The organism is Leclercia sp. UBA7405 (assembly GCF_037152215.1).
Lineage (GTDB): Bacteria > Pseudomonadota > Gammaproteobacteria > Enterobacterales > Enterobacteriaceae > Enterobacter > Enterobacter pneumoniae.
The window spans coordinates 1872148-1898901 of record NZ_JBBCMR010000001.1 but is presented as its reverse complement, the minus strand read 5'-3'; the positions used below and the strand labels follow the sequence as shown (position 1 = coordinate 1898901).

The window sequence follows — 26754 nt, the reverse complement described above, 5'->3', positions numbered from 1 at the left end:
TGAGTCAGCACCAATTATGCGTTAGCCAAATAGACAACGGCTAATTACATTTTCTGGAGGGTGGAAAATGAACAGGAAACTTCTCACGATATTCACAGGTTCATTGTTGGCGTTAAGTGCCGGTTCGGCGCAGGCGGTAACCAGCAGCGGGACGATTGGCGCAACCCTGACGTTGACCAACGGATGCTTGATCAACGGATCGCCAACGCAAAACGGCATTAACTTCGGTACTCTGGACTTCGGTACTCACCCGGCGACTTTCTCCACCCTGACTACCCAGCTTACCGGGGCCAGCGGCGGCAATACCTTTACCATACAGTGCACCACCGACAGTTATACGGTCGCCATTACCGGCAACACCAACTCCACGGCCCCTGGTACGGTAGTGGGTACGCCAGGGACCCCAACGCGCTATCTGGTGAATACGGCCAATGCCGCACAGGGCGTGGCTTATAGTCTGTTTAGCGACAGCGGGTACAACAACATCATTGCCAATAACGCACCGCTTCCGATTGCATCCACCGCCGGGGGCGTAAACAGCTATACGCTGTATGGCCGAATTACCGGTGGTGGCAACAGCGTGACGGTTGTCCCCGGCACCTACACCGATACCATCAACGTTAGCGTCACCTATTAAGCTGTCCCGCAATGCGCGTAGAGAGTGCATCGCTCCGGCCACGGGGTAAGGGGAAGCTGCGCACATTTTTCTGCCTAAGCCTGGCGCTGCTGGTAACACAGAGCGCTCAGGCGATCACCACCCAGCAGTTCAGGGTTAACGCCACCATCACTCCCGGATGCTCGGTGATGGCTGGCACGGGCAGTGTGTTAGGGACGCTCAACTTTGGTACCCGCTCCGGGGTGGAGAGCGGCCAGGTCAGCACCAGTTTTGTTCCTAACGGCGCGCTCAGCATTGCCTGTACACCCGGCGTGGCGCTGAGCATGACTATCGACGGTGGCCAGTATTACACCTCGGTACGGAATATGCAGCGCAGCGGAGGAACTCAGCGCGTGGCGTACCGCCTCTACAGCAGCAGTTCGCTTGGGGCCAACAGTGAAATCGGCGTAAACCAGGCCATTCCGGTGGCCTATACCAATAGCAATAACATTGCCTTGCCACTTTTTGGCGTGGCGCTTCTGACCGGCTTTAGCCCGGCAGGAAACTATTCAGATCAACTCACCGTGACCTTGTCATGGTGAATAGGGAGAAGGACGATGAGGATATTTGCATCCGGCAGGGCGCTGGCGTTAGCCATGGCGCTGGGCATCACGGCAGGCACGGCGCACGGCGCGGCAACCATTCTACTCTGGCCAATCGATCCCTGGCTCTCTGCGGATACCAAAGCGACCGAGCTGTGGGTGCAGAATCAGGGAAACAGCGCCACCACCATGCAGGTGCGCATTGTGCGCTGGCGGCAGGAGAATGGCCTTGAGCGCTACACCGCGCAGCAGGATGTGGTCGCCAGCCCTCCTATCGTCACCATCGCGAAAGGCAGTAAACAGCTGATTCGTCTGATTAAACAAGGTGATGTGCCGGTGGGCGTCGAGCAGGCCTACCGCATTATTGTCGATGAAATTCCCCAGCCTCAGGACAACGCGACGCCGCAAATGGGCCTAAAACTGCAGATGCGTTACTCCATTCCGCTGTTTGTTTATGGACAGGGGATCCCGACCATTAAAGAGGGAGAGCATCACGCTCTGGTCGATACCAACGCCCTGAGCTGGCGAGTGGTTCGCGACAATGGACAACCGGCGCTACAGGTGCGTAACCGCAGCGACGTGCATGTTCGCTTAAGCAAGGTCACCCTTTCGCAGGGCGGGCAGCAACGAACTATCGCGGATGGTTTGCTCGGCTATGTTTTACCGGGCAGCGAACGCAGCTGGCCGTTGCCTGCCGGGATTGGCCAGCCGGGACAGATGAGTGCGGAAATTAATGCCCGGGATACGCGATGGCAGTCGGCCCCCGTCAACTGAAACCGACCATGATGATGCTGCTTTGTCTGTCGACCGCGAGCTGGGCAGAAACCGGCGATGACGCTTTACCGCCGCCACCCGCACCGCAGTCGTTAAATGACGAAGCCGTGTTTCAACTGGGGTTGATCGTTAACCATTACGACACCGGACAGGTAGTGCCTGTGAGCCAGCGTAAAGGTGAGTTCTGGATCTCCAGCGCCGATCTGCTGCGCGCCGGACTACCGCCGGAAAAAGTGCCGCCAGGCGAGGTCAATCTGGCGCAGCTAACCGGCGTCAGAACCGAATATGATAGCGCCGGCCAGCGTCTATTGCTGAGCGTGCCGCGAGACTGGATCTCTGCCAGGGTTACCCCCTTCGGCGGCACGCCTGCCCAGAGCAAACCGCGTTACGGCAGAGGGGCGCTGCTGAACTATGACTTCTACTCCAGCAAAACCGAGCACGCGGGCGGGCAAGCCTCTCTCTGGCATGAATTCCGCTATTTTGACGACCGGGGTTCATTATCCTCGACCGGTTATTACCGGCAAAACTTCTCTGGCGGCGGCCAGCAGGAGGGGTATGTGCGCTACGACACGACGCTGCTGGTGACCAATGAAGATGACGCCATCACCTGGAGCGCCGGGGATGTGATCAGCGATGCCCTGAGCTGGAGCAGCAGTGTGCGCATGGGCGGTATCAGCTACGGCCGTGACTTCTCGCTGCGCCCGGACCTTGTGACCTGGCCACTGCCGGAATTTTCCGGCGAGGCGGCGGTGCCAACGTCGGTGGATCTCTTTGTGAATGGCTACCGGGCTGGCTCCACCCGCTTACAGCCGGGTCCCTTCACCCTGACCAACCTTCCTTATATCAATGGCGCGGGTGATGCGGTTCTGGTCACCACCGATGCGCTTGGTCGCCAGGTAAGCACCACACTTCCGTTTTACGTCACCAGCGAACTGCTCAAAGAGGGGCTGAGCGACGGGGCGATAACCCTCGGGAGCCTGCGACGTAACTACGGGATTGAAAATTTCGACTACGGCCCGGCGGCGGGCAGCGGATCCTACCGCTATGGTTTGACCGACTGGCTCACTCTTGAAGGACACGTTGAGGGGGCGGAGGAGCTGGCTCTTGGCGGGGCAGGCACGGTGGTAAAACTGGGTCGCTTTGGGGTAGTGAATACCGCCTTGTCTCACAGCCGGATGCGCGGCGACGACGGGGAGCAGATCAACTGGGGTTATCAGTACAGTACCAGCGCATTCAGTCTTGCTACCCAGCACAGCCGCCGCGATCGCGGCTTTGGTAACCTGGCGCTGTACGATCAGCCTACGATTTATGACGAATACAACCAGCCTATTGCCAGTCTCAGCCGCAATACGGATCAATACTCCGTGAGCGTTAACCTCGGCGATTACGGTAACATCGGTGCGGCATGGATTGGCGTAGAGAGTTTTGATAGCCAGAAAACCGAGCTGCTTAACCTCTCCTGGAGCCGCAATCTCTGGGGCAGCAGCAGTATCTATCTGGCCGCCAGCCGGGATCAGCAGCGCGGCGACTGGACCGTGGCCATGTCGTTGCAAATTCCGCTTGGCGAGCGCGACAGTGCTGCGGTAACTCTGGAGAATACGCCGGATTCGGGCAGTACCCAGCGTCTCAACTACAACCATTCGATGCCGACCGACGGCGGCTTTAGCTGGAACATGGCGCTGGCGCGACAGTCCCGCTCCAGCAATTATCAGCAGGCGTCGCTGGGCTGGCGCAATAACAATATTGAAGTGCAGGGCGGCGGTTACGGCGAACGTGACATGATGACCTGGTGGGGCGAAGCGTTAGGTTCGGTGGTGCTGATGGATGGCGAACTCTTTGCGGCCAATAAGATCAACGACGCCTTCGTGGTCATCAGCACCGACGGGCAGCCGGACGTGCCGGTCAGCTATGAAAACCAGCCGGTCGGAAAAACGAACAGAAATGGCTATCTGCTGGTTAGCGGCGTCTCGGCCTATTATCCCGCCAGCTACAGCATTAACACTCTCGATCTGCCAGCCGATACCCGGTTGAAAGAGACCGAACGCCGGGTCGCCCTGCGCCGTAATAGCGGTTATCTGGTTGATTTTCCGATGGAGCAGGAGCGGGTCGCCAGCGTGATTCTGCACGATGGGGAAGGGCATGCTATTCCGTTGGGCAGTCAGGTTCGACGGGCGTCGCACTCCAACGCTACCGTGGGGTATGACGGTATCGCCTGGCTCGAGGATCTGAACGACATCAATCCGTTAGAGGTGCGCACCCCGGAAGGCCAAACCTGCAAGGTCACCCTCACACTGGCCGCCAACCCGGACCATAAGCTGCAAACATACGGTCCACTCACCTGCAGGCTGACGCCATGAAACGCCTGCTACTGCTCTTTGTGCTGCTGATGCTCTCCGGCGCCAGCTGGGGGGCCTGTACTGCCAGTACCCTGAACGCTAACTTTGGCAGCGTGACCTCTTTTGCGCTGAGCGGTAGCAATGAAGTGCAGACCACCGGCACGCTGGTCGTGAACTGCGATGCAATACTGAATTTGCTGACCAACGACTCCATCACCTTAACGTACACCGGGGCCACCATTGCCGCGTCGAATCGCGCGACCCTGAAACGCACCGATAATGCGGCAATCACCGACGTCATCCCTGTCCGGCTGTGCGGCGCCTCCGGGTGTAATACCGCTAACGAAGTGCAGATCGGCAGAACCTACACCTGGAGCGGCAACACGCTGCTGGGTCTGCTGGGCAGCCGGCAGTATAATATTCCGCTCTATTTTCGTACCCTGGCCGGGCAGAATGTCACCGCCGGACCCTATCGGGTCACCCTCAATTTCAGCATCTATTACAACGTCTGCTCGGTGGGGGCGGTCGGATTATGCCTTACGCCGCAAACCGGTACGGTCACCACCAGCATCGCGGTGGATATCAATGTCACCAATGACTGTAGCGCCATGACCACGCCGGATATCAACTTCAACAGTGCGCCGCTGGTGCAAAATTTCCCCACGGTCTCGCAGGCAATCTCTGTCTCCTGTACCAAGGGCAGCGTTTACACCATTGGCATTAACAATGGCGCTAACGCCCTCAACAACGTGCGGCAAATGGCCAGCGGCAGTAACCGCATGAGCTATGACATCTATAAAGGCGCCACCGCCAACCGCTGGGGAAGCAGCGGTTCGGAGCGCTGGTCCAGCGGCACCTCCTCACAGGTCAGCGCCGATGGCCTGCTGCGTACCTATAATTACACCGCCAAAGTCCTGACGACCCAGGCCACCCCGCCCGCCGGTAGTTACACCGATACCCTGATTGTTGATGTCGCCTTCTAAGCCGCGCTTTTCCCTTTCGCAAATGTAAAGTTCCCGTCAGCTGTGCCGATAACACCGATAACCAATCCAGGAGAAGGTGTTGTATGTTGAACCGTATGCGCGTTGTCACAATGCTGATGTTAGTGCTGGTTGTCTTCGCACTTCTGCAGCTGATTTCCGGCGGTCTCTTTTTCTCATCGTTAAAGGAAAATCAGGAGAGCTTCGCCGCATCCAATGATTTACGCCTGCAACAAAGCGAGCTGACCACCACCTGGGATCTGATGCTGCAAACCCGCATCAACCTCAGCCGCTCCTCCGCCCGGATGATGATGGATCCTAATAACCAGCAGAGCAGTGCCAAAACGGAACTGCTGAAGAATGCGCGTACCACGCTGGATGAAGCCGGTAAACACTACGAGGCCTTTAAGGCTATCGCGCCGCTACCGACGATGGTCGATGCCAGTAACAATATTGAAGAGAAGTACCGCAACTATGCCGCCGCGCTGGCGGAGCTGATTCAGTTCCTCGAAAGCGGGAACATGGATGCCTACTTTGCCCAGCCGACGCAGGGGATGCAGAACGCGCTCGGCGCCGCGCTTGGCGACTACGCCAAAGCCAGCGCCGAACAGTATCACACCGCCTTTAGCGAAAGCGCCAATGACTACCAGTTTGCTAAATGGCAAATGGCATCGCTGGCACTGGCGCTGGTCATTGTGCTGGTCGGCGTCTGGTACGGCATTCGCCATATTCTGCTCAACCCGCTGGGGAGCGTCATTACCCACATCCGTGACATTGCCAGCGGCGATTTGACCCAGACGCTGGTGATTTCCGGGCGCAACGAAATCAGCGAGCTGGCCAGCAGCGTGGATCATATGCAGCGCTCCCTTAGCGAAACGGTAACCAATGTGCGTCACGGCTCTGATGCCATCTACGACGGCACCAGCGAAATCGCCATGGGTAACAATGACCTCTCCTCCCGTACCGAGCAGCAAGCTTCCGCGCTGGAGGAGACCGCCGCCAGCATGGAACAGCTGACCGCGACAGTAAAACAAAACGCCGACAATGCGCGCCAGGCCTCGCATCTGGCAGAAAGTGCGTCGGAAACTGCCCAGCGCGGCGGGAAAGTGGTAGATGGCGTGGTGAAAACCATGCACGAGATTGCCGATAGTTCGCGAAAAATCGCCGACATCATCAGCGTGATCGACGGTATTGCTTTCCAGACCAATATTTTAGCCCTCAACGCCGCGGTAGAAGCTGCCCGCGCCGGTGAGCAGGGGCGTGGCTTCGCTGTAGTAGCAGGGGAGGTACGTAATCTCGCCAGCCGCAGCGCCAATGCCGCCAAAGAGATCAAAGCGTTAATCGAAGACTCCGTCTCGCGTGTGGATACCGGCTCGGTGCTGGTCGAAACCGCTGGCGAGACCATGAATGACATCGTGAATGCGGTGACCCGCGTAAACGACATCATGGGTGAAATCGCCTCGGCATCTGATGAACAGAGCCGGGGTATCGATCAGGTCGCTCTGGCGGTATCAGAGATGGATCGGGTAACACAACAAAACGCCGCGCTGGTGCAGGAGTCCGCTGCGGCGGCCGCTGCGCTGGAAGACCAGGCGAGCCGTCTGAAGATGGCCGTCTCGGCGTTTCGTCTTACTGCAGCACCTACAAAATTGGTTTCAGCCCGCAGAAACCCTGGTACGACGACATCCGCCGCCGCGCCAGGCAGCTTGCGCGTGCCGACAGCCGGACAAGAAGAGAACTGGGAAACATTTTGACTGAACTTTAAACCGCGGCTGCTGGCCGCTGAATGGGAGCGTGGATGTTAAATCGTATTCGTATCTCGACCACACTGTTTTTGATTCTGATCCTTTGCGGTGTGTTGCAGGTTGGCAGTAACGGGTTGTCTTTTTGGGCGTTTCGCGATGGCTATCAGAATTTGAAGGAAGTCGAGACCAGCAATCAACAACGCTCCGCACTGGCGCAGACCCGCGCCGTGCTTTTACAGGCCAGCACCGCGCTCAACAAGGCGGGAACTTTAACCGCGCTGAGTTATCCGCCGGATGACATCAAAGCGCTGATGGTAACCGCGCGCGACAGCCTGCAGCAGGCTGACACGATGTTTAAGGCTTTTATCGCGCAGGATACCCTCAGTGAGCAGGGTAAAAAACTGCGTACAGACATGCAGAAAGGGTATGCCCAGTGGCACGGCGATCTGGAGCACCAGGCCACATGGCTTGAAAACAATCAGCTGTCGGACTTCCTCACCGCGCCGGTGCAGGAGTCGCAGGCGGCGTTTGATAAGAGCTTCAATGCCTGGCAGCTGGAGATTAACCACTTCGTCGAGAAGGCGGGGGCCGACAGCCGCACCAGTTATCACATGTCCGGGGTGATCTTCACCACCGTGGTGATTCTGGCCGCGCTGCTGACCAGCGCGGCGCTGTTCTGGTCGCGCAGGATGATCGTGCAGCCGCTGGCGATCATCAGCAGCCATTTCGACAGCATCGCCAAAGGCGATCTTGCCCGTCCGGTGGCGGTGTACGGCAAAAACGAAATATCGGCGATCTTTGCCAGCCTGAAGGCGATGCAGGGATCGTTACGCGAAACGGTGAGTAATGTGCGGCAAGGTAGCTATGCCATGCACACCGGGATTTCAGAGATCGCCGAAGGCAACAATGATCTCTCTTCCCGCACCGAGCAGCAGGCGGCCTCGCTGGCACAGACGGCAGCCAGCATGGAACAGCTGACGGCGACCGTCAGCCAGAACGCCGATAACGCTCGCCAGGCATCTGGCCTGGCGCAGAGCGCTGCGCAGACGGCGAAAAAAGGGGGCGATCAAGCAACCCACGTGGCGCGCACCATGTCGGATATCGCCACCAGCTCGCAGAAAATTGGCGACATTATTAGCGTGATTGACGGTATCGCGTTCCAGACCAACATCCTGGCGCTGAACGCGGCGGTAGAAGCTGCCCGAGCCGGGGAGCAGGGACGGGGATTTGCCGTTGTCGCAGGTGAGGTACGTAATCTGGCCAGCCGGAGCGCCAACGCGGCAAAAGAGATCAAAGTGCTGATTGAAGAGTCGGTCTCCCGCGTTCAGCAGGGTTCCGAACTGGTAGACACCGCCGCGAAGACCATGACGGAGATCGTCAGTTCGGTGACGCGCGTGAACGACATTATGGGAGAGATTGCCTCCGCATCGGATGAGCAGCGCCGGGGAATTGAACAGGTTGCCCAGGCCGTAAGCCAGATGGATCAGGTAACGCAACAGAACGCCGCCCTTGTAGAAGAGGCGGCCGCCGCTACCGACCAGTTAGCCAACCAGGCGGATCACCTGACCTCGCTGGTGGCCGTTTTTAATGTAAGTGAGCAGATCGTAAAAGTAACCGAAGTCGGACGGTCACAAGCCGTGCCAGTGGGATCCTGAAAGTGATAAAGAAGGCGCTATGACATCATCTCTGCCCTCAGGGCAATCGTCATTACTTATGCAGATGACACAGCGCCTCGCGCTGTCCGATGCGCATTTCCGTCGGATATGTCAGTTAATCTACCAGCGTGCCGGGATCGTGCTAGCCGATCACAAGCGCGACATGGTCTACAACCGCCTGGTTCGGCGGTTGCGGACCCTGGAACTGGACGATTTTGGCCGCTACCTGGGCATGCTCGAAGCAAACCCGAACAGCGCGGAGTGGCAAGCGTTTATCAACTCGCTGACCACCAACCTGACGGCATTTTTCCGCGAAGGCCATCACTTTCCGGTGCTGGCGGAGCATGCTCGTCGGCGTAGCGGAGAGTACCGGGTCTGGAGCGCGGCGGCCTCAACCGGAGAAGAGCCCTATTCACTGGCGATTACGCTGGCGGATACGCTCGGCACCGCGCCGGGGCGCTGGAAAGTGTTCGCCAGCGATATCGATACCGAAGTGCTGCAGAAGGCGCAAAGCGGTATCTATCGTCAGGATGAGCTGAAAACGCTGTCGCCCCAGCAGCTACAGCGATACTTCATGCGCGGTACCGGCCCGCACGAGGGGCTGGTGCGGGTGCGTCAGGAGCTGGCCAACAACGTGGAGTTTACCCAGCTGAACCTGCTGGATAAGCAGTACAACGTGCCGGGACCCTTTGACGCAATTTTTTGCCGTAACGTTATGATCTATTTCGACAAACCGACGCAACAGGAGATTCTGCGTCGCTTTGTACCGTTGCTCAAGCCGGACGGATTACTGTTTGCCGGGCACTCGGAGAACTTCAGCAACCTCGTGCGTGAGTTTAGCCTGCGTGGGCAAACGGTATATGCGCTGAGTAAGGATAAAGCATGAGTAAAATCAGGGTCTTGTCAGTCGATGATTCGGCATTGATGCGCCAGATCATGACCGAAATTATCAACAGTCACAGTGACATGGAGATGGTGGCAACGGCTCCCGATCCGCTGGTCGCCCGGGATTTAATTAAAAAATACAATCCCGACGTGCTGACGCTGGATGTCGAAATGCCGCGGATGGACGGCATCGATTTCCTGGAAAAATTGATGCGTCTGCGCCCGATGCCGGTGGTGATGGTCTCCTCGCTCACGGGTAAGGGCTCTGAAATTACGCTGCGAGCCCTGGAGCTGGGGGCGGTGGATTTTGTCACCAAACCGCAGTTGGGCATCCGCGAAGGCATGCTGGCCTACAGCGAGATGATCGCGGAGAAGATCCGCACCGCCTCCCGGGCGCAGATTGCGGCGCATAAGCCGATTGCCGCACCGGCGACCCTGAAAGCGGGGCCGCTGCTCAGCTCGGAAAAACTGCTGGTTATTGGCGCGTCAACCGGGGGAACAGAGGCAATTCGCCATGTACTCCAGCCATTGCCGCTCTCCAGCCCCGGTATTCTGATTACGCAGCATATGCCGCCGGGCTTCACCCGTTCTTTTGCTGAGCGGCTGAACAAACTGTGTCAGATCAGCGTGAAAGAGGCGGAAGATGGCGAGCGCGTGCTGCCGGGACATGCTTACATCGCGCCGGGCGATAAGCACATGGAGCTGGCGCGCAGTGGCGCAAACTATCAAATCAAAATTCATGACGGGCCGCCGGTTAACCGGCACCGTCCGTCGGTGGATGTGCTGTTTCATTCGGTGGCGAAACATGCGGGGCGCAACGCCGTTGGGGTGATCCTGACGGGGATGGGCAACGATGGTGCCGCCGGAATGCTTGCAATGCACCAGGCTGGCGCCTGGACGATTGCGCAGAATGAAGCAAGTTGTGTGGTGTTCGGCATGCCGCGCGAGGCCATCAATATGGGTGGCGTGAGCGAAGTGGTCGATCTTAGCCAGGTAAGCCAGCAGATGCTGGCAAAAATCAGTGCCGGACAGGCAATACGTATTTAAAGAGGAGTGTAGTTTTATGGCGGACAAAGAGCTCAGATTTTTGGTTGTGGATGACTTTTCCACCATGCGTCGCATCGTGCGCAACCTGCTGAAAGAGCTGGGCTTCAACAACGTTGAAGAAGCAGAAGACGGCGTAGATGCGCTGAATAAACTGCAGGCGGGCGGCTTCGGTTTTGTCATCTCTGACTGGAACATGCCTAACATGGACGGTCTGGAGCTGCTGAAAACCATTCGTGCCGACAGCAATATGTCTGCGCTGCCGGTGCTGATGGTGACCGCAGAAGCCAAGAAAGAGAACATTATTGCTGCCGCACAGGCGGGGGCAAGCGGATATGTGGTGAAACCGTTCACTGCTGCAACCCTGGAAGAGAAACTCGGCAAGATCTTCGAGAAACTCGGCATGTAAGGTGGTGAATATGATGCAGCCTGCAATTAAACCCGCTGAGGAGCATTCACCCAGCGAAATCATCGCCCGTATCGGTAGCCTGACGCGCATGCTGCGCGACAGTCTGCGCGAATTGGGTCTGGATCAGGCGATTGCCGAAGCCGCGGAAGCGATTCCGGATGCGCGCGACCGTCTCGATTATGTGGTACAGATGACCGCTCAGGCGGCTGAACGTGCGCTGAACAGCGTTGAAGCGTCTCAGCCGCACCAGGACGAGATGGAGAAGGGCGCCAAAGACCTGACCAAACGCTGGGATGAGTGGTTCGAAGATCCGATTGAGCTCTCTGATGCGCGTGAGCTGGTGACGGACACCCGTCAGTATCTGAAAGCGGTGCCGGGTCATACCAGCTTCACTAACGCCCAGCTGCTGGACATCATGATGGCGCAGGATTTCCAGGACCTGACCGGTCAGGTTATCAAGCGGATGATGGATGTGATCCAGGAGATTGAGCGTCAGTTGCTGATGGTACTGCTGGAAAATATGCCAGAGCCTGCCGCCCGTCCGAAGCGTGAAAACGAAAGCCTGCTCAATGGCCCGCAGCTCGACACCACCAAAGCCGGTGTGGTTGCCAGCCAGGATCAGGTCGACGACCTGCTGGACAGCTTAGGTTTCTAATCTGAATCGCTCCGGTTTTGGCAACGAAACCGGAGCTTTTTTGCCTATATCCGAAAAACCTGCCCTTTTTGACCCTTACTCTGCCCATTAGCTTTGCAGGCGGCTGGCATGATATTGCCAAACTTCTACCTGCGGGACGCTTGCCGTGGCAGACGACAGCGACGACAAAACAGAAGCCCCCACACCCCACCGACTTGATAAAGCGCGTGAGGAAGGGCAAATACCCCGATCCAGAGAACTTACCTCCCTGCTCATTTTAGTGGTAGGCGTGTGCATTATCTGGTTTGGCGGGGAGTCTCTTGCCCGCAGGCTGGCAGGGATGCTTTCGGCCGGGCTGCGTTTTGACCACAGTATGGTTAACGACCCCAACCTGATCCTCGGGCAGATTATTCTGCTGATTAAAGGCGCTATGGTGGCGCTGTTGCCGCTGATTGTCGGCGTGGTTCTGGTGGCGCTTATCTCCCCGGTTCTGCTCGGCGGGTTGGTCTTTAGCGGTAAATCGCTGCAGCCTAAGTTTTCCAAGCTTAACCCGCTGCCGGGTATTAAACGCATGTTCTCCGCCCAGACCGGTGCCGAGTTGCTGAAAGCGATTCTGAAAGCGACGTTGATGGGCAGCGCCGCAGGCTTCTATCTGTGGCTGCACTGGCCTGACATGATGCGGCTGATCAGTGAATCGCCCGTTACCGCCATCTCGAATGCCCTCAACCTGGTTGGCTTGTGCGCTCTGCTGGTGGTGCTGTCGATCATTCCGATGGTGGGCTTTGACGTCATCTTCCAGATTTACAGCCACATCAAAAAACTGCGGATGTCCCGCCAGGATATCCGCGACGAATATAAGCAGATGGAAGGCGACCCGCACGTGAAGGGGCGTATCCGTCAAATGCAGCGCGCCGCTGCCCGACGCCGCATGATGGAGGATGTGCCAAAAGCGGACGTGATTGTCACCAACCCGACGCACTACTCCGTGGCCTTGCAGTACGACGAAAACAAAATGAGCGCGCCGAAGGTGGTGGCGAAAGGGGCGGGGCTTATCGCCCTGCGAATTCGTGAGATTGGTAGTGAAAATCGCGTGCCGATGCTGGAGGCGCCACCGCTGGCGCGTGCCCTCTATCGCCACGCTGAAATTGGACAGCAGATCCCAGGTCAGCTCTATGCCGCGGTAGCGGAAGTGTTGGCGTGGGTTTGGCAGTTGAAGCGCTGGCGTCTGGCCGGCGGTCAACAACCTGTGAAACCGGTGAATTTGCCAGTGCCTGAAGCGCTGGATTTTTTGAACGAGAAGGACACTGATGGCTAATCTGGTGGCAATGTTGCGCCTGCCCGGCAACCTGAAATCGACGCAATGGCAAATCCTTGCCGGCCCGATTCTCATCCTGCTAATTCTGTCGATGATGGTACTGCCGCTGCCGGCATTCATCCTCGATCTGCTTTTTACCTTTAACATTGCACTGTCCATTATGGTGCTGCTGGTGGCGATGTTCACCCAGCGCACGCTGGACTTTGCCGCGTTTCCAACCATTCTGCTGTTTACCACCTTGCTGCGCCTGGCGCTGAACGTGGCCTCAACCCGTATCATCCTGATGGATGGCCATACGGGGGCTGCGGCAGCGGGTAAAGTGGTGGAAGCCTTTGGCCACTTCCTGGTGGGCGGCAACTTCGCCATCGGCATCGTGGTGTTCGTGATCCTCGTTATCATCAACTTTATGGTTATTACCAAAGGTGCGGGACGTATCGCCGAAGTGGGCGCGCGTTTCGTGCTGGACGGAATGCCGGGCAAACAGATGGCGATCGACGCCGACCTGAACGCCGGGCTGATCGCCGAAGATGAAGCGAAAAAACGCCGTTCGGAAGTGACCCAGGAAGCGGACTTCTACGGCTCGATGGACGGGGCGAGTAAGTTCGTGCGTGGCGATGCCATCGCGGGGATCCTGATCATGGTGATCAACGTGGTGGGGGGGCTGCTGGTTGGGGTTCTGCAACACGGTATGGATATGGGACATGCCGCCGAAAGCTATACGCTGCTGACCATTGGTGACGGCCTGGTAGCACAGATCCCTGCGCTGGTTATCTCTACCGCCGCGGGCGTTATCGTTACCCGCGTGGCTACTGACCAGGATGTGGGTCAGCAGATGGTTGGCCAGCTGTTCAGCAACCCGAGCGTGATGTTGCTGAGCGCCGCCGTTCTGGGTCTGCTGGGTCTGGTACCTGGCATGCCTAACTTTGTCTTCCTGCTCTTCACCGGTGCGCTGTTGGGACTGGCGTGGTGGCTGCGCGGACGTGAAACCAAACCGAAGGCGGAGCCAGCGCCGGTGAAAATGCCGGAGAACAGCCAGGCGGTTGAAGCGACCTGGAATGATGTTCAACTGGAAGACTCCCTGGGTATGGAGGTGGGTTACCGCCTTATCCCGATGGTTGATTTCCAGCAGGACGGTGAGTTGTTGGGACGTATTCGCAGTATTCGTAAGAAGTTTGCCCAGGATATGGGCTTCCTGCCGCCGGTAGTGCATATCCGTGACAATATGGATCTGCCACCTGCTCGCTACCGTATCCTGATGAAAGGGGTTGAGATTGGCAGTGGTGATGCTTATCCGGGGCGCTGGCTGGCCATTAACCCAGGCACGGCGGCGGGGACGCTGCCAGGGGAGCAGACCACTGACCCGGCGTTTGGCCTGGCGGCAATCTGGATTGAGAGCGCCCTGAAAGAGCAGGCGCAAATTCAGGGATACACCGTGGTGGAAGCCAGTACCGTTGTGGCAACCCATCTTAACCACCTGATTGGCCAGTTCTCGGCCGAACTGTTCGGTCGCCAGGAGGCGCAGCAGTTGCTTGACCGCGTCACCCAGGAGATGCCGAAGCTGACGGAAGATCTGGTGCCGGGTGTAGTGACCCTCACCACGCTGCATAAAGTGCTGCAAAATCTGCTTGAAGAGAAGGTGCCTATCCGCGATATGCGTACCATTCTGGAAACCCTGGCCGAGCACGCGCCGCTGCAAAGCGATCCGCATGAACTGACGGCGGTGGTGCGCGTGGCGCTGGGTCGTGCCATAACTCAACAATGGTTCCCGGGCAACGATGAGGTGCAGGTCATTGGCCTCGATACGCCGCTTGAACGCCTGTTGCTTCAGGCATTGCAGGGCGGCGGTGGCCTGGAGCCTGGGCTGGCAGATCGCCTGCTGGCTCAGTCGCAAGAAGCGTTGCGTCGTCAGGAGATGCTGGGCGCACCGCCGGTGCTGCTGGTCAACCATGCGCTGCGTCCACTGCTCTCGCGCTTCCTGCGTCGCAGCCTGCCGCAGCTGGTGGTTCTGTCGAATCTCGAACTGTCGGACAACCGTCATATTCGTATGACCGCCACCATTGGAGGCCAGTAATGCGCAAATTACTCTGGCTGTTGGTTTTACCTTTTATGGCGCAGGCGGCGGGTGAGGGGAGCTGGCAGGCCAGCAGTATCGGTCTGACCCTGAACAACCGGGGAGTGGCCGCCTCTTCCAGGCCACTGTCGGCCAGTGAGCCAGTCTCCGGTCTGATGACGCTGGTGGCCTGGCGCTATGAGCTCAATGGCCCGATTCCCGCAGGGCTGCGGGCGCGCCTCTGTTCGCAATCCCGCTGTACCGAGCTGGACGGACAGAGCGGCACCACCCATGCCTTCAATAACGTACCGGCTGCCGAGCCGCTGCGGTTTATCTGGGAAGTGCCGGGCGGTGGTCGCCTGATCCCGGCCCTGAAAATTCAGCGTAACGAAGTGATTGTCAACTACCGCTAATCCGCTGCTGCCGCTCCACTCAGGGGCGGCAGCGCTATTTCCCTCCGTCATGCTTCCCCGCCTGCCCCTGGTAATAATGCAATTAAGTAGATAATTGTCCCACTGCGAATATACTGGCGATCTAAGGTTTCGGTATTTTATTTATCTATATTCTGTTTTTGATAACTCACAAAAATAATTAGCACGACGAAAAGGGCACAGGGAATGCGGCATTTATATAAGGTCTCTCTATTTTGGGGCGCAATGGATACGTTATATTGCGCAGGGTATTTGACGGAAAATCTTGTTCAGCAGCGCATCCCGCTGGTGGATGATGTGATGAGCTTCAGCGACCTCTATACGCAGCATGGGGGCGATGGCTGGCTGATAGGGGGATTTATCCTCTCGTTCGTCACCACGCTCTCCATTGGGGTCTCTGCCGCCCTGTGGTTCTGCCGGCCGCATTACGCCCGCTGGCTGGCGCTGGGGCAAACGCCGTTGCGGCTGTTGATGGTTGTGCCATCGGTCTCTTTTTTACCCTGGGTTATGCACGGCCTGAATATTCGCAGCGTCACCCTCGCGCTCAGTCTGTTAATTGCCTCGGAGATCCTGAAGGTGGCCTCACTGTTATTAACCAAACGGCTAGAAACCTGAGCGCTCTCTTTTACTCACACACAAACAAGGAAGGAAAATGAATAAAACGGCGATGGAATGCTACACCGAAGGCTGGAAGAAAATAGGGGATTACCGGGGGCGTTCGACACGGCGTGCGTTCTGGTTATTTATATTCATCAATATTATTATTTTATTATTCATAGCGGTGCTGACCTATTTGGGTCTGACCCTGAGCGTGACGGACGAGACAGGCCGTGGCGGTATGTTGCTGGTGTGGGGCTGGTATGTCTTACTTCCGCTTGGTGGTCTTGCCCCGCTGGCGCTCTTGCCGCCGATCGTAGCCGCGGGGATCCGCCGGATGCACGATATCGGTAAATCGGGCTGGTGGTTCGGCGGGCTGCTTTTCGCCAAACTGGCTGGCTTGCCGCTGCTGATTACTCTGGCTTCGCGGCTCCTGCCTGTTAACGCCGTCGACCTGTGGGTTATCCCGATGGCGAGCTTAGCGGGGACCGTGATGTCCTGTGTTCTCCTCTGGCTATGCTGTAAACCGACGGTTCCTGGTAATGAACCCCGCCCTGATACCCGCCGCCCAGGCGCACTGCTCTGATCACTTTTCGCCCAGTCATCAGGCGAATCTGATGACTGGCTCGCAATTCTGACCCTCTCTTTTGAAGCAAAAGAAACACTGTTTTATAAATCAGTGACACGCGTAGTGAGTCTCTTTGCATTTTTGCCAGATGGTTTCCCCGGGTGGCAGAAACAGAAAGGTATCCCACTGGTGATACTCTTACTGTAGCCGTGTAATCACTCCCGTAAAGAATGTGGTTGTCAGGGAGTCTCCCAAAACTTACAGGGTTGACGGCAATGAAAACACGTAAAATTGGACTCACAAACTACCTGGCCTACGGATCAGGCGATTTTCTTGGGGCCGGCACCACCGCGCTGACGGCCGCATGGCTTTTATACTTCTATACCACCTTCTGTGGCCTTACCCCTATCGAAGCCACCTTTATTTTTGCCGCGGCAAGGGTGCTGGATGCGGTGGTGAGTCCGCTGATGGGCTTCCTCACCGATAACTTCGGCACCACCTGGCTTGGCAAACGCTTTGGCCGTCGCAAATTCTTTATTCTGCTGGGTATCCCGTGCGTCTTCAGCTACTCGCTGATGTGGGTCGGTGACATGAGCTTCTGGTACTACCTGCTCACCTATCTGGTGTTTGATATTGTCTACACCATGATTCTGGTGCCGTATGAGACGCTGGTACCGGAGATGACCGATGACTTCAAACAGAAGACCAAATTCTCTGGCGCCCGTATCTCTATGGCGCAGATGTCAGCGATTCTCGCCTCGTTCCTGCCGGGTGTCCTGCTGACCGCATTCGGCAAAGACAACCCCATCTCCTTCTTCTATGCAAGCCTGGTCTTCTCTGTGCTCTGCGCCCTGATGCTGACCTTCGTCTGGTTCTTCACCTGGGAGCGACCGCGTGAAGAGTGGAGCGAAGCGGCCCTGCGTGCGGAAGAAGAGAAGAAGAGCCTGACCCTGAGCCAGAGCCTGAGCCGCCTGATCACCGAATTGAGCTCAACCCTGCGCATCAAGATCTTCCGCCAGCATCTGGGGATGTACCTTGGGGGGTATATCGCACAGGATGTGTTCAACGCCGTATTCACCTACTACGTCGTATTTGTGCTGATGCAGGAAGCCTCCATGGCCTCTAACCTGCTGGGCACCATGGCTATCTTCCAGTTCATCGCGGTTATCGCCATGATCCCGCTCTGCATCCGCTTCGGACCGGCGCCTTCGTATCGCATGGTTGTTGTGCTCTTTGGTCTGGCCTCGCTCTCCTATGCGGGTCTCTATTATGCCGGCTTAAGCGACGTCTACTCTCTGCTGCTGCTGATCTCTGCGGTTGCGGGCCTGGGTCGCGGCGGGATCAACTATGTGCCATGGAATACCTATACCTACATCGCCGATGTGGATGAGGTCGTGACCGGCCAACGCCGCGAAGGGATCTTCGCTGGCATCATGACGCTGACCCGTAAAGCGTCCCAGGCGGGTGCCGTCATGCTGGTGGGGATTGTGATGCAGATGTCCGGCTTCGTCAGCGGCCAGAAAGTGCAGGCTGAAGGGGTGAGTCACACCATTCTGATGATCTTAAGCGTGGGGACCATTCTGGTATTGATCTGCGGCTTCCTGGTCTCACTGCGCTTCAAACTCAATCTGCAGACCCACAGTGTCCTGCGGGAAGAGACGGCAAAAATGCGTGAAAGTGGCAGGGCAATGCCTGAAGCGGCAACCCCGCAAGCACGCGCCACCGTGGAAATGCTGGCCGGTATGCCTTACGAGTGTCTGTGGGGTAACAACAATATCGGTTATCTGAACCGCAACAAGCCCGCTGCGCCGTCTCTGAAACATCGTGCATCACTGAATTCGACATATAACTGAGGTTAAGAATATGAAGGTTTGGCCTGTCAAACATAGCCCATTACTGCGTCAGCCAGAGCGGTTTATCGCCCGGGATGAACTGAAGTCGCTGATTGAAAAGGTGACGCATAACCTGGTGAACATTCACGATAAGACCGGTGAGTTTTTACTGCGGCTGGACGACGGGCGCGTGATCGATACCAAAGGCTGGGCGGGGTGGGAGTGGACGCACGGCGTTGGTCTCTACGGTATCTGGCAGTACTACTGCCAGACCGGTGATGAAGGGATGCGCGATATCATCGACAGTTGGTTCCGCGACCGCTTCAACGAAGGGGCCACCACCAAGAACGTCAATACGATGTCACCCTTTTTGACCCTGGCCTACCGGTATGAAGAGAGCCGCAATCCGGCCTGGTTGCCCTGGCTGGAGAGCTGGGCGGAGTGGGCGATGAACGAGATGCCGCGTACCGATCACGGTGGCATGCAGCACATCACGCTGGCGGAAGAGAACCATCAGCAGATGTGGGATGACACCCTGATGATGACCGTGCTGCCGCTGGCAAAAATCGGCAAGCTGCTCAATCGTCCCGAGTATGTGGAAGAGGCGGTTTACCAGTTCCTGCTGCACGTACAGAACCTGATGGATCGGGAGACCGGCCTCTGGTTCCACGGCTGGAATTACGACGGCCAGCACAACTTTGCCAGGGCGCGCTGGGCGCGTGGCAATAGCTGGTTAACCATTGTGATCCCGGATTTCCTCGAGCTGGTGGATCTGCCGAAACAGAATGCGGTGCGCCGTTATTTGGTTCAGGTATTGAACGCGCAAATCGCTGCGCTGGCTAAATGCCAGGATGAGAGTGGCCTTTGGCACACGCTGCTCGACGATCCTGACTCCTATCTTGAGGCCTCTGCCACGGCAGGCTTTGCTTACGGGATCCTGAAGGCGGTGCGCAAAGGGTACGTCGGCGCAGAGTATGCCGGGGTGGCAGAAAAAGCGATTCGCGGCATTGTGAAAAACATTTCGCCGGAAGGGGAGCTGCTGCAAACCTCATTCGGTACCGGGATGGGCAGCGATCTGGAGTTTTATCGCCAGATACCGCTCACCTCCATGCCGTATGGCCAGGCCATGGCGATACTCTGTCTGACGGAGTATTTGCGAAAATACTTCTGATAAGAAAAAACCCGGCGATTGCCGGGTTTATTTTTTTACATGCGCTCGACGGTTTCGATGCCCAGGGTGTCCAGACCCAGCTTCAGGGTCTTCGCCGTAAGCTGCGCCAGCTTCAGGCGACTGTTACGCACGGCTTCGCTCTCGGCAGAGAGTATAGGGCAGTGTTCGTAGAAGCCAGAGAAGAGGCCAGCCAGGTCGTACAGGTATGAGCACATCACGTGCGGGGTACCGTCACGGGCGACCACAGAGAGCGTCTCTTCAAACTGCAGCAGGCGTGCTGCCAGCTGGGCTTCACGATCTTCAGAGACCACCACCGCTGCGGCGGCAAGGGCCGCTTCATCCACTGCCGCTTTACGGAATACGGAGAGCACGCGGGTATAGGCGTACTGCATGTAAGGGGCCGTATTGCCTTCGAAGGCCAGCATGTTATCCCAGTCGAACACATAGTCCGTGGTACGGTTCTTGGAGAGATCCGCATATTTAACCGCGCCGATACCGACCGCGTTAGCCAGTTTTTCCAGCTCGTCCGCCGCCATGTCCGGGTTCTTCTCCGCCACCAGACGGCGCGCACGCTCCAGCGCTTCGTCCAGCAGATCGGCCAGCTTCACCGTACCGCCAGCGCGGGTTTTGAACGGCTTACCGTCTTTACCCAGCATCATGCCGAACATGTGGTGTTCCAGCGGTACGGAGTCCGGCACGTAACCGGCTTTACGCACGATAGTCCACGCCTGCATCAGGTGCTGGTGCTGGCGAGAGTCAATGTAATAAAGAACGCGGTCCGCATGCAGCGTTTCGTAGCGATATTTGGCGCAGGCGATATCGGTGGTGGTGTAGAGATAGCCGCCATCCTTCTTCTGGATGATGACGCCCATAGGTTCGCCTTCCTTGTTTTTATACTCATCAAGGAAGACCACGGTCGCACCTTCGCTCTCGACCGCCAGCCCTTTGGCCTTCAGATCGGCCACAATGCCTGGCAGCATAGGGTTATAGAGGCTTTCACCCATCACATCCTTGCGGGTGAGGGTCACATTCAGGCGGTCGTATGTGATCTGGTTCTGGGACATGGTGATGTCCACCAGCTTACGCCACATCTGCAGGAAGTACTCGTCGCCGCCCTGCAACTTAACAACGTAGCTACGCGCGCGCTCGGCGAAGGCTTCGTCTTCGTCGTAGTGTTTTTTCGCTTCGCGGTAAAAACCTTCCAGGTCCGCCAGCGCCATTTCACCGGCGTTTTCCTGCTGCTGCTTCTCGAGATAAGCGATAAGCATCCCGAACTGGGTACCCCAGTCGCCAACGTGGTTAGCGCGGATTACCTTGTGGCCCAGGAACTCAAGCGTACGCACGGCCGCATCACCGATGATGGTGGAGCGCAAATGGCCTACGTGCATCTCTTTCGCCACGTTAGGGGCCGAGTAGTCCACCACGATGGTTTGTGCTGCCGGCTGGTTTACGCCCAGACGGTCAGATTTCAGCGCCGCGTCAACGTGGCTGGCAAGGAAGGCCGGGTCGAGGAAGATATTGATGAAGCCCGGTCCGGCAATTTCAGTTTTGCTGGCGATACCGTCAAGATCCAGATGAGTGAGTACCTGCTCTGCGAGTTGTCGCGGCGCCATGCCCAGTTTTTTAGCTACGGCCATCACGCCATTTGCCTGATAGTCGCCAAACTGTACTTTAGCTGACTGACGAACCTGAGGTTCGCAATCCGCAGGCGCGCCTGCGGCAATCAGTGCCTGACTGACTTTATCTGAGAGAAGTGCCTGAATATTCACCTGGATACCTTACTTTTTTGCTGCGGCAGACCAACCATCCGCGCCAGTTTAAGAATGAGGCCGGGAGTATACTGCAATTGCCTCTTGCCGTCAGCACCGGACAAATCAGCGGTTGGTGGGCGGCGCGCAACAGAGTAAATTAACCGTTTTGTACGATAGGACGAGTAATATTAATGGCGAACTGGCAATCCATTGACGAACTGCAGGACATCCGCGCCGACCTGCCGCGCTTTACCCGCGATTTTCACGCGCTGACTCAACGCCTGGGGCTGGAGATCGCTCCGCTGGCGGCAGACCATATCTCCCTGCGCTGCCACCAGAATGCCACCGCCGAGCGCTGGCGTCGAGGCTTTGAACAGTGCGGCGAGCTGCTCTCTGAAAACATCATTAATGGCCGCCCAATCTGCCTGTTTAAACTGCATGAGCCCGTCTGCGTCGCCCACTGGCAATTTGACGTGGTGGAGCTGCCATGGCCGGGTGAGAAGCGCTATCCCCATGAAGGGTGGGAGCACATTGAGATCGTTCTGCCCGGCGACCCCGACGGCCTGAATGCCCGCGCGCTGGCGCTGCTCTCTGACGAGGGGTTAAGCCAGCCGGGGATTTTTGTGAAATGCAGTTCACCCAAAGGGGAGCGCGAGCGCCTGCCGAATCCCACCCTGGCGGTGACGGACGGTAGTGTGACGGTGAAGTTTCACCCCTGGACTATCGAGCAGATCGTCGCCAGCGAAGCATAACGCGTAGAAGTTTGTGAGCGACCGCCGTGTCCGGCCTGTTCGGGCATGGCATGATGCCGTATTCATGATGTTTTAAGGAGGAATCATGGCAGTGCTGGAGATCTGCTGTTACAGCATGGAGTGCGCCGTGACCGCACAGCAACAGGGGGCCGATCGCATCGAACTCTGCGCGGCACCGAAAGAGGGGGGCTTAACCCCCTCTTATGGCGTACTGAAATCGGTGCGTGAGACCGTCACTATTCCGGTTCATCCCATCGTCCGTCCCCGCGGCGGCGATTTCTGTTACAGCTCAGGCGAGCTGAGCGCCATGCTGGACGATGTGGCGCATATCAACGCGCTGGGCTTTCCGGGGGTGGTGATTGGCCTGCTCGATGAAGATGGCGAAGTCAATATGCCGTCAATGCGCAAGCTGATGGCGGCTGCGAAGGGGATGGCGGTGACATTTCATCGCGCCTTCGATATGTGTGCCGATCCACGACAAGCTTATGAAAAGCTGGCGGAACTCGGCGTCAAGCGGATCCTCACCTCGGGGCAGCAAGCATCCGCAGAAAAAGGTCTTTCATTAATTACGGAACTTAATGGCCGATCTGGTGTTCCAATAATCATGGCAGGAGCAGGCGTGCGCGCCGGCAATCTGCATAAGTTTCTCGACGCAGGGGTGAAGGAGCTGCATAGCTCAGCGGGTAAATGGATACCCTCGCCCATGCGTTATCGCAATACAGGGTTGTCTATGTCGACGGATGCCGAGGCGGATGAGTACTCCCGCTATAGCGTTGATGGAGAGTCGGTTGCGGTAATGAAAGCGATTATTGACCGTTATCACGTGTAGCAACGTTTTTACCGCCGCATCATGTCGCCCAATATGATGCTTGTTTGTACCAGGCCCCTGCCTTTTACACAGGGGCCTTTTTTTCTCCTGCATATTTCAGGCCGCAGCGGCGTTAGCCGCCTCGCTTGCCCTGATTGAAAGGAGATTACGGCTTCGTTGCAATCAATACTGCACGCATCGGCGCAGGATAGCCTTCCACCGTTTTGCTCTGGTCAGCCGGATCCAGGAACTGCTCCAGCGACTCGGTGATCATCCAGTCGGTACGACGCTGCTCTTCGGTCAAGGTTACGCAGACGTCGGCGATACGCACATCTACGAAGCCGCACTTCTCAAGCCAGTTTTTCAGCGCCAGCGCGGATGGAATGAAATAGACATTTCGCATCTGTGCGTAGCGGTCGCCAGGCACCAGCACCGCGTTCTCATCACCTTCTATTACCAGCGTTTCCAGCACCAGTTCACCCCCGCTGACCAGCTGATCTTTCAGCTGCCACAGATGTTCCAGCGGGGAGCGACGGTGGTAAAGCACCCCCATCGAGAAGACCGTATCGAAGGCTTTCAGGGCAGGCAGTTGTTCAATACCCAACGGCAACAGATGCGCGCGCTGATCGTTACCCAACAGTTTTCGCACCGCTTCGAACTGACAGAGGAACAGCTGCATAGGGTCGATACCGACCGCAAGATGCGCGCCGGCGCCAATCATGCGCCACAGGTGATAGCCGCTACCGCAGCCCACGTCAAGAATGGTGCGGCCTGACAGGTCAGACAGGTGCGGCAGAACGCGATCCCACTTCCAGTCAGAACGCCATTCGGTATTAATGTCCACCCCATAGAGCGAGAAGGGCCCTTTACGCCAGGGCATCAGGTTACGGAGCAAGGTTTCGATACGGTTCTTCTGCCCGGCGCTTAACGGCGTTTCGCTCTCTGCCGTAACGCTGTGCAGCAAGTCGAGACGGTAAGGCGTAAGCTCAGGCAAAAACTCCACCGCGTTAGACCACTGCTTTAACAAGCCATGCTGCTGGTCGCGCTGCCAGGTGGCGATTTGCGCGGGCAGGGTCTCCAGCCAGTGGGAAAGGTGATTCTTTGCAATCAGCTGATAAAAATTACTGAATTCAATCATGCCGCTTCGCCGCCTTTCAGTGCCACCAGAGAGCCAAAGTTAAAACACTGGAACCACAGCTCGCTATGCTCAAAACCTGCGCTGCGCAGGCGAGCCTTATGCGTTTCGACCGAATCGGTCAGCATCACATTTTCCAGCATGCTACGTTTCTGGCTAATCTCCAGCTCGCTATAGCCGTTGGCACGTTTAAAATCGTGGTGCATGTTGAACAGCAGTTCACCGACGTTGGCATCTTCGAAGCTAAATTTCTCTGACAGCACCAGGGCGCCGCCCGGGTTAAGCCCCTGATAGATCTTATTCAGCAGCAGCTGACGATCGGCGGGCTCTAAAAACTGCAGCGTAAAGTTCAGTACCACCATGGAGGCATTATGAATTTCGATATCACGGATATCGCCCTCAATGACCTCAACCGGCGTGGAGGCTTTCCAGGCGTCGATGTGGCGGCGACAGCGCTCAACCATGGCCGGGGAATTATCCACGGCGATAATTTTGCAGCCTGGCTGATTAACGTTACGACGAACCGACAGCGTAGCCGCGCCCAGCGAGCAACCCAGATCGTATACCTGCGTGTCAGGCTGAACAAAACGCTCCGCCAGCATGCCGATCATGGAGATGATATTAGAGTAACCGGGCACTGAGCGCTGAATCATATCCGGGAAGACTTCAGCCACCCGTTCATCAAAGGTCCAGTCGCCCAGACTGGCGATAGGCGCAGAAAAAAGCGTGTCGCGATCTGACATAACGTTAAAATCCGGGAAAAATAAAGGGGCGTATTGTGCGCTAATGCAGGGAGAAAACCAACTCCCACGGCATATACCAGAGGTTAGCCAGCACCATCAGCAAAAGCGAACACCAGGTGGCGCTCATGCCTGAGCGACGCCAGCGGAACAACCGATTGTGAAAGCCGTAGTAATGCATCAGGCGACCGGCAATCAGAAGCAAACCGCAAACGTGCACCATCCACGTCTCAGCGCCGTTCATTTCCATAAAAAGCAGCATGATCAGGGCAACCGGGATGTACTCCACGGCATTCCCATGCACACGAATCGCGCTTTGCAGCTCAGAAAACCCACCGTCGCCCCAGGAGACGCGATACATCATCCGCAGACGCACAACATCGAACGAAAACTTAATTAAAAGTAACGCACCCAAAACCGCATACAGCGCGCTGACCATACAAACTCCCTGTTATCTGGCAGATGGCACTTCTATGATAGGGGGTGCGGCTAGAAAAGAGAAGATTGTTGTGGGATAGCAGGGGCAGGACCCAGGCCCGGAAGCGCGTCCTGCAAGGCCTGCCAGAGAGCATCGACCAGTTCAGGGGCCTGGGCAATATCCGGAGTATGCAGAAACAGATAGGGGGTGGTGGTCTGCTGCCATTTCGCTAATGTTTGCAGCCAGACGGCGAACATCTGCTGGTTTTGCTGCATATTATCGCTGCCGATAAAGCGCACCATTGGGTTGCTGGCGGTCACCACGGCATGCACCGGCACCTTCGGTTTTTTCCGCTGGGCGTCGATAACGGCTTCACTGTGGGGTACGGCACTGTGTACGGGACGACTGTCGAGGATCACGCGATTCACGCCGCGCTCATGTAACCCCCGGTTGAGCGCCTTTTCCGTTTCGCCTTTATTAAAGAACGCTGGATGGCGCACTTCCACTCCGTAAGTAAAGGCTTTGGGCAGGGTATCGAGAAAGTGCCACAGCGCCGGCAGCCCCTGCGGGCCAAATGTTGCCGGGAGCTGGAGCCAGTATTGACCGATGCGGTTCGCCAGGGGATCCATACGGGTAAAAAATTCCGCTGTAAGATCGTCGCAGTTGCGCAGTGCAGCGGTGTGTGAAATGGTGGATGGAAACTTGAAGCAAAAGCGGAAATCATCGGTCGTCTGCTCACGCCAGCGTTCAACAATCTCCGCCCGGGGCAGGGCGTATAGCGTCGTATTGCCCTCCACGCAGTTAAAGTGGCGAGCATACTCCTCAAGGCTGGTGATACCCAGCCGCACCCATTTCGGGTGCGACCATTGGGGCAGGCCCAGATAAATCATAACGCGCTAAGGATCTCGTCGGTGCTACGCACGCGGCCAATGCGCGGGAAGATGTTCGTCATGCTGCCCTGGTGTTGATCTGCTGAGGCGGCACTGCAGGCATCTTCGGCGATAATCAGGTTAAAGCCCATCTCCCAGGCGTGACGCGCGGTTGATTCCACTCCGATGTTGGTGGAGATGCCGCACAGAATAATGGTGTCGATACCGCGACGACGCAGCTGCAGTTCCAGATCTGTGCCGTAGAATGCGCCCCACTGGCGTTTGGTCACCTCGATATCGCTGTCGCGTTTACCCAGTGCAACCGGGTACGTCCACCAGTTATCGGGCAGGGCGTGCGCCGGAGCCTGAGCATCTACCGGTTGTTTCAGCGCTTCGGCAAAATCGGCAGACCAGCCGACGCGTACCATCACTACCGGTGACCCGCTGGCCCGGCACTTGTCGGCCAGACGCGCACTACGACTGACCACATCGTCCGCCGTGTAAGGACCTCCGGCGAACGGCAGGATCCCTTCCTGTAAATCAATCACGACAAGGGCGGTTTTGGTGGCGTCGAGGTTCAACATAATTTCTCCAGTCAAATAAATAGCTTCGCTACACCTTACGCTGTGGAGGCCTGTTCCAGGTCTGATATTTTTGT

General features: G+C 57.1%; 26 protein-coding genes. 20 read left to right on the top strand and 6 right to left on the bottom strand.

The genetic code is table 11. The annotated features are described in order from the left end of the window. Nucleotides 1-67 precede the first annotated feature (67 nt). The 18 genes from WFN75_RS09280 (at nt 68) to bglB (ending at nt 19623) form a co-directional block, all read left to right on the top strand. Complete coding sequence (locus WFN75_RS09280; RefSeq protein WP_040075084.1) at nt 68-637, top strand: Csu type fimbrial protein; 570 nt, start codon at nt 68-70, stop codon at nt 635-637. An 11-nt stretch (nt 638-648) separates the two neighbouring features. After that, nucleotides 649-1197, top strand: a complete 549-nt coding sequence (locus WFN75_RS09275) for a Csu type fimbrial protein (RefSeq protein ID WP_040075085.1) — start codon at nt 649-651, stop codon at nt 1195-1197. Nucleotides 1198-1212: 15 nt separating this feature from the next. Further along, a complete protein-coding gene (locus WFN75_RS09270; RefSeq protein WP_040075086.1) occupies nt 1213-1971 on the top strand; it encodes a fimbrial biogenesis chaperone in 759 nt (252 codons plus the stop codon). Then, nucleotides 1947-4328, top strand: coding sequence for a fimbria/pilus outer membrane usher protein (locus WFN75_RS09265; RefSeq protein ID WP_336996055.1), 2382 nt, complete (start codon nt 1947-1949; stop codon nt 4326-4328). Before WFN75_RS09270 ends, WFN75_RS09265 begins: the two co-directional genes overlap by 25 nt. Next, on the top strand, nt 4325-5290 hold the full coding sequence (locus tag WFN75_RS09260; RefSeq protein ID WP_207291980.1) for a Csu type fimbrial protein: 966 nt from the start codon (nt 4325-4327) through the stop codon (nt 5288-5290). The genes WFN75_RS09265 and WFN75_RS09260 overlap by 4 nt, the downstream gene beginning before the upstream one ends. An 83-nt stretch (nt 5291-5373) precedes the next feature. Further along, nucleotides 5374-7041, top strand: coding sequence for a methyl-accepting chemotaxis protein II (gene tar, locus WFN75_RS09255; protein ID WP_336996054.1), 1668 nt, complete (start codon nt 5374-5376; stop codon nt 7039-7041). 44 nt (nt 7042-7085) lie between these two features. Next, nucleotides 7086-8687 (top strand): methyl-accepting chemotaxis protein IV, encoded by a 1602-nt coding sequence (gene tap / locus WFN75_RS09250; RefSeq protein WP_336996053.1) that lies wholly within the window; start codon nt 7086-7088, stop codon nt 8685-8687. Between the two features lie 19 nt (nt 8688-8706). Further along, entirely contained in the window at nt 8707-9573 is an 867-nt protein-coding gene (gene cheR / locus WFN75_RS09245; RefSeq protein ID WP_336996052.1) for a protein-glutamate O-methyltransferase CheR, read from the top strand. Then, nucleotides 9570-10619 carry a protein-glutamate methylesterase/protein-glutamine glutaminase gene (locus WFN75_RS09240; protein ID WP_040075094.1) on the top strand — a complete coding sequence of 350 codons (1050 nt, stop codon included), beginning with the start codon at nt 9570-9572 and terminating at the stop codon, nt 10617-10619. Before cheR ends, WFN75_RS09240 begins: the two co-directional genes overlap by 4 nt. A gap of 16 nt (nt 10620-10635) precedes the next feature. Next, nucleotides 10636-11025 (top strand): chemotaxis response regulator CheY, encoded by a 390-nt coding sequence (gene cheY / locus WFN75_RS09235; protein WP_046885090.1) that lies wholly within the window; start codon nt 10636-10638, stop codon nt 11023-11025. Nucleotides 11026-11035: 10 nt separating this feature from the next. Beyond that, nucleotides 11036-11680: a protein phosphatase CheZ gene (cheZ, locus tag WFN75_RS09230; RefSeq protein ID WP_040075096.1), complete on the top strand. Its 645-nt coding sequence runs from the start codon at nt 11036-11038 to the stop codon at nt 11678-11680. Between the two features lie 145 nt (nt 11681-11825). Continuing rightward, nucleotides 11826-12974 (top strand): flagellar biosynthesis protein FlhB, encoded by a 1149-nt coding sequence (gene flhB, locus WFN75_RS09225; protein WP_207291976.1) that lies wholly within the window; start codon nt 11826-11828, stop codon nt 12972-12974. Continuing rightward, complete coding sequence (flhA, locus tag WFN75_RS09220; RefSeq protein WP_046885092.1) at nt 12967-15045, top strand: flagellar biosynthesis protein FlhA; 2079 nt, start codon at nt 12967-12969, stop codon at nt 15043-15045. Before flhB ends, flhA begins: the two co-directional genes overlap by 8 nt. Continuing rightward, nucleotides 15045-15437: a flagellar protein FlhE gene (flhE, locus tag WFN75_RS09215; protein WP_046885093.1), complete on the top strand. Its 393-nt coding sequence runs from the start codon at nt 15045-15047 to the stop codon at nt 15435-15437. Before flhA ends, flhE begins: the two co-directional genes overlap by 1 nt. 243 nt (nt 15438-15680) lie before the next feature. Next, nucleotides 15681-16070, top strand: a complete 390-nt coding sequence (locus WFN75_RS09210) for a hypothetical protein (RefSeq protein ID WP_336996051.1) — start codon at nt 15681-15683, stop codon at nt 16068-16070. A gap of 37 nt (nt 16071-16107) precedes the next feature. Continuing rightward, on the top strand, nt 16108-16638 hold the full coding sequence (locus WFN75_RS09205) for a DUF805 domain-containing protein (protein ID WP_336996050.1): 531 nt from the start codon (nt 16108-16110) through the stop codon (nt 16636-16638). 257 nt (nt 16639-16895) lie between these two features. After that, on the top strand, nt 16896-18473 hold the full coding sequence (locus WFN75_RS09200) for an MFS transporter (RefSeq protein WP_046885096.1): 1578 nt from the start codon (nt 16896-16898) through the stop codon (nt 18471-18473). A 10-nt stretch (nt 18474-18483) separates the two neighbouring features. Beyond that, entirely contained in the window at nt 18484-19623 is a 1140-nt protein-coding gene (gene bglB, locus WFN75_RS09195) for a beta-galactosidase BglB (protein WP_040075105.1), read from the top strand. A 35-nt stretch (nt 19624-19658) separates the two neighbouring features. Here the strand turns inward: bglB and argS are convergent, their stop codons facing one another. After that, nucleotides 19659-21392 carry an arginine--tRNA ligase gene (gene argS, locus WFN75_RS09190; protein WP_336996049.1) on the bottom strand — a complete coding sequence of 578 codons (1734 nt, stop codon included), beginning with the start codon at nt 21390-21392 and terminating at the stop codon, nt 19659-19661. Nucleotides 21393-21565: 173 nt separating this feature from the next. Here argS and WFN75_RS09185 point away from each other — a divergent pair, with 173 nt between their 5' ends. Further along, nucleotides 21566-22126 (top strand): VOC family protein, encoded by a 561-nt coding sequence (locus tag WFN75_RS09185; RefSeq protein WP_046885098.1) that lies wholly within the window; start codon nt 21566-21568, stop codon nt 22124-22126. 85 nt (nt 22127-22211) lie between these two features. Then, nucleotides 22212-22955, top strand: a complete 744-nt coding sequence (cutC, locus tag WFN75_RS09180) for a copper homeostasis protein CutC (RefSeq protein WP_336996048.1) — start codon at nt 22212-22214, stop codon at nt 22953-22955. A gap of 145 nt (nt 22956-23100) precedes the next feature. Here cutC and cmoB read toward each other — a convergent pair whose 3' ends face one another. Genes cmoB through WFN75_RS09155 form a run of 5 tightly spaced genes read right to left on the bottom strand, consistent with a single transcriptional unit; the run spans nt 23101 to nt 26680 of the window. Next, a complete protein-coding gene (cmoB, locus tag WFN75_RS09175; RefSeq protein ID WP_263616788.1) occupies nt 23101-24072 on the bottom strand; it encodes a tRNA 5-methoxyuridine(34)/uridine 5-oxyacetic acid(34) synthase CmoB in 972 nt (323 codons plus the stop codon). Then, nucleotides 24069-24812 (bottom strand): carboxy-S-adenosyl-L-methionine synthase CmoA, encoded by a 744-nt coding sequence (gene cmoA, locus WFN75_RS09170; protein ID WP_040075113.1) that lies wholly within the window; start codon nt 24810-24812, stop codon nt 24069-24071. Before cmoA ends, cmoB begins: the two co-directional genes overlap by 4 nt. A gap of 40 nt (nt 24813-24852) precedes the next feature. Continuing rightward, nucleotides 24853-25248, bottom strand: coding sequence for an MAPEG family protein (locus tag WFN75_RS09165; protein ID WP_040075115.1), 396 nt, complete (start codon nt 25246-25248; stop codon nt 24853-24855). 50 nt (nt 25249-25298) lie between these two features. Beyond that, a complete protein-coding gene (locus WFN75_RS09160) occupies nt 25299-26117 on the bottom strand; it encodes a DUF72 domain-containing protein (protein WP_040075117.1) in 819 nt (272 codons plus the stop codon). Next, nucleotides 26114-26680, bottom strand: a complete 567-nt coding sequence (locus WFN75_RS09155; protein ID WP_040075118.1) for a hydrolase — start codon at nt 26678-26680, stop codon at nt 26114-26116. Before WFN75_RS09155 ends, WFN75_RS09160 begins: the two co-directional genes overlap by 4 nt. Nucleotides 26681-26754 lie beyond the last annotated feature (74 nt).

Excerpts from the sequence above, each read along its gene's own strand:
- cheY (WP_046885090.1), top strand. The coding sequence starts at position 10,636 with ATGGCGGACAAAGAGCTCAGATTTTTGGTTGTGGATGACTTTTCCACC.
- cmoB (WP_263616788.1), bottom strand. The coding sequence starts at position 24,072 with ATGATTGAATTCAGTAATTTTTATCAGCTGATTGCAAAGAATCACCTT.
- flhE (WP_046885093.1), top strand. The coding sequence starts at position 15,045 with ATGCGCAAATTACTCTGGCTGTTGGTTTTACCTTTTATGGCGCAGGCG.
- WFN75_RS09155 (WP_040075118.1), bottom strand. The coding sequence starts at position 26,680 with ATGTTGAACCTCGACGCCACCAAAACCGCCCTTGTCGTGATTGATTTA.
- WFN75_RS09200 (WP_046885096.1), top strand. The coding sequence starts at position 16,896 with ATGAAAACACGTAAAATTGGACTCACAAACTACCTGGCCTACGGATCA.
- WFN75_RS09160 (WP_040075117.1), bottom strand. The coding sequence starts at position 26,117 with ATGATTTATCTGGGCCTGCCCCAATGGTCGCACCCGAAATGGGTGCGG.
- tap (WP_336996053.1), top strand. The coding sequence starts at position 7,086 with ATGTTAAATCGTATTCGTATCTCGACCACACTGTTTTTGATTCTGATC.
- WFN75_RS09165 (WP_040075115.1), bottom strand. The coding sequence starts at position 25,248 with ATGGTCAGCGCGCTGTATGCGGTTTTGGGTGCGTTACTTTTAATTAAG.
- cheZ (WP_040075096.1), top strand. The coding sequence starts at position 11,036 with ATGATGCAGCCTGCAATTAAACCCGCTGAGGAGCATTCACCCAGCGAA.
- WFN75_RS09265 (WP_336996055.1), top strand. The coding sequence starts at position 1,947 with ATGGCAGTCGGCCCCCGTCAACTGAAACCGACCATGATGATGCTGCTT.
- tar (WP_336996054.1), top strand. The coding sequence starts at position 5,374 with ATGTTGAACCGTATGCGCGTTGTCACAATGCTGATGTTAGTGCTGGTT.
- WFN75_RS09185 (WP_046885098.1), top strand. The coding sequence starts at position 21,566 with ATGGCGAACTGGCAATCCATTGACGAACTGCAGGACATCCGCGCCGAC.
- WFN75_RS09275 (WP_040075085.1), top strand. The coding sequence starts at position 649 with ATGCGCGTAGAGAGTGCATCGCTCCGGCCACGGGGTAAGGGGAAGCTG.
- WFN75_RS09205 (WP_336996050.1), top strand. The coding sequence starts at position 16,108 with ATGAATAAAACGGCGATGGAATGCTACACCGAAGGCTGGAAGAAAATA.
- WFN75_RS09240 (WP_040075094.1), top strand. The coding sequence starts at position 9,570 with ATGAGTAAAATCAGGGTCTTGTCAGTCGATGATTCGGCATTGATGCGC.
- cheR (WP_336996052.1), top strand. The coding sequence starts at position 8,707 with ATGACATCATCTCTGCCCTCAGGGCAATCGTCATTACTTATGCAGATG.
- cmoA (WP_040075113.1), bottom strand. The coding sequence starts at position 24,812 with ATGTCAGATCGCGACACGCTTTTTTCTGCGCCTATCGCCAGTCTGGGC.
- WFN75_RS09280 (WP_040075084.1), top strand. The coding sequence starts at position 68 with ATGAACAGGAAACTTCTCACGATATTCACAGGTTCATTGTTGGCGTTA.
- cutC (WP_336996048.1), top strand. The coding sequence starts at position 22,212 with ATGGCAGTGCTGGAGATCTGCTGTTACAGCATGGAGTGCGCCGTGACC.
- WFN75_RS09270 (WP_040075086.1), top strand. The coding sequence starts at position 1,213 with ATGAGGATATTTGCATCCGGCAGGGCGCTGGCGTTAGCCATGGCGCTG.
- flhA (WP_046885092.1), top strand. The coding sequence starts at position 12,967 with ATGGCTAATCTGGTGGCAATGTTGCGCCTGCCCGGCAACCTGAAATCG.
- WFN75_RS09260 (WP_207291980.1), top strand. The coding sequence starts at position 4,325 with ATGAAACGCCTGCTACTGCTCTTTGTGCTGCTGATGCTCTCCGGCGCC.
- WFN75_RS09210 (WP_336996051.1), top strand. The coding sequence starts at position 15,681 with ATGGATACGTTATATTGCGCAGGGTATTTGACGGAAAATCTTGTTCAG.
- bglB (WP_040075105.1), top strand. The coding sequence starts at position 18,484 with ATGAAGGTTTGGCCTGTCAAACATAGCCCATTACTGCGTCAGCCAGAG.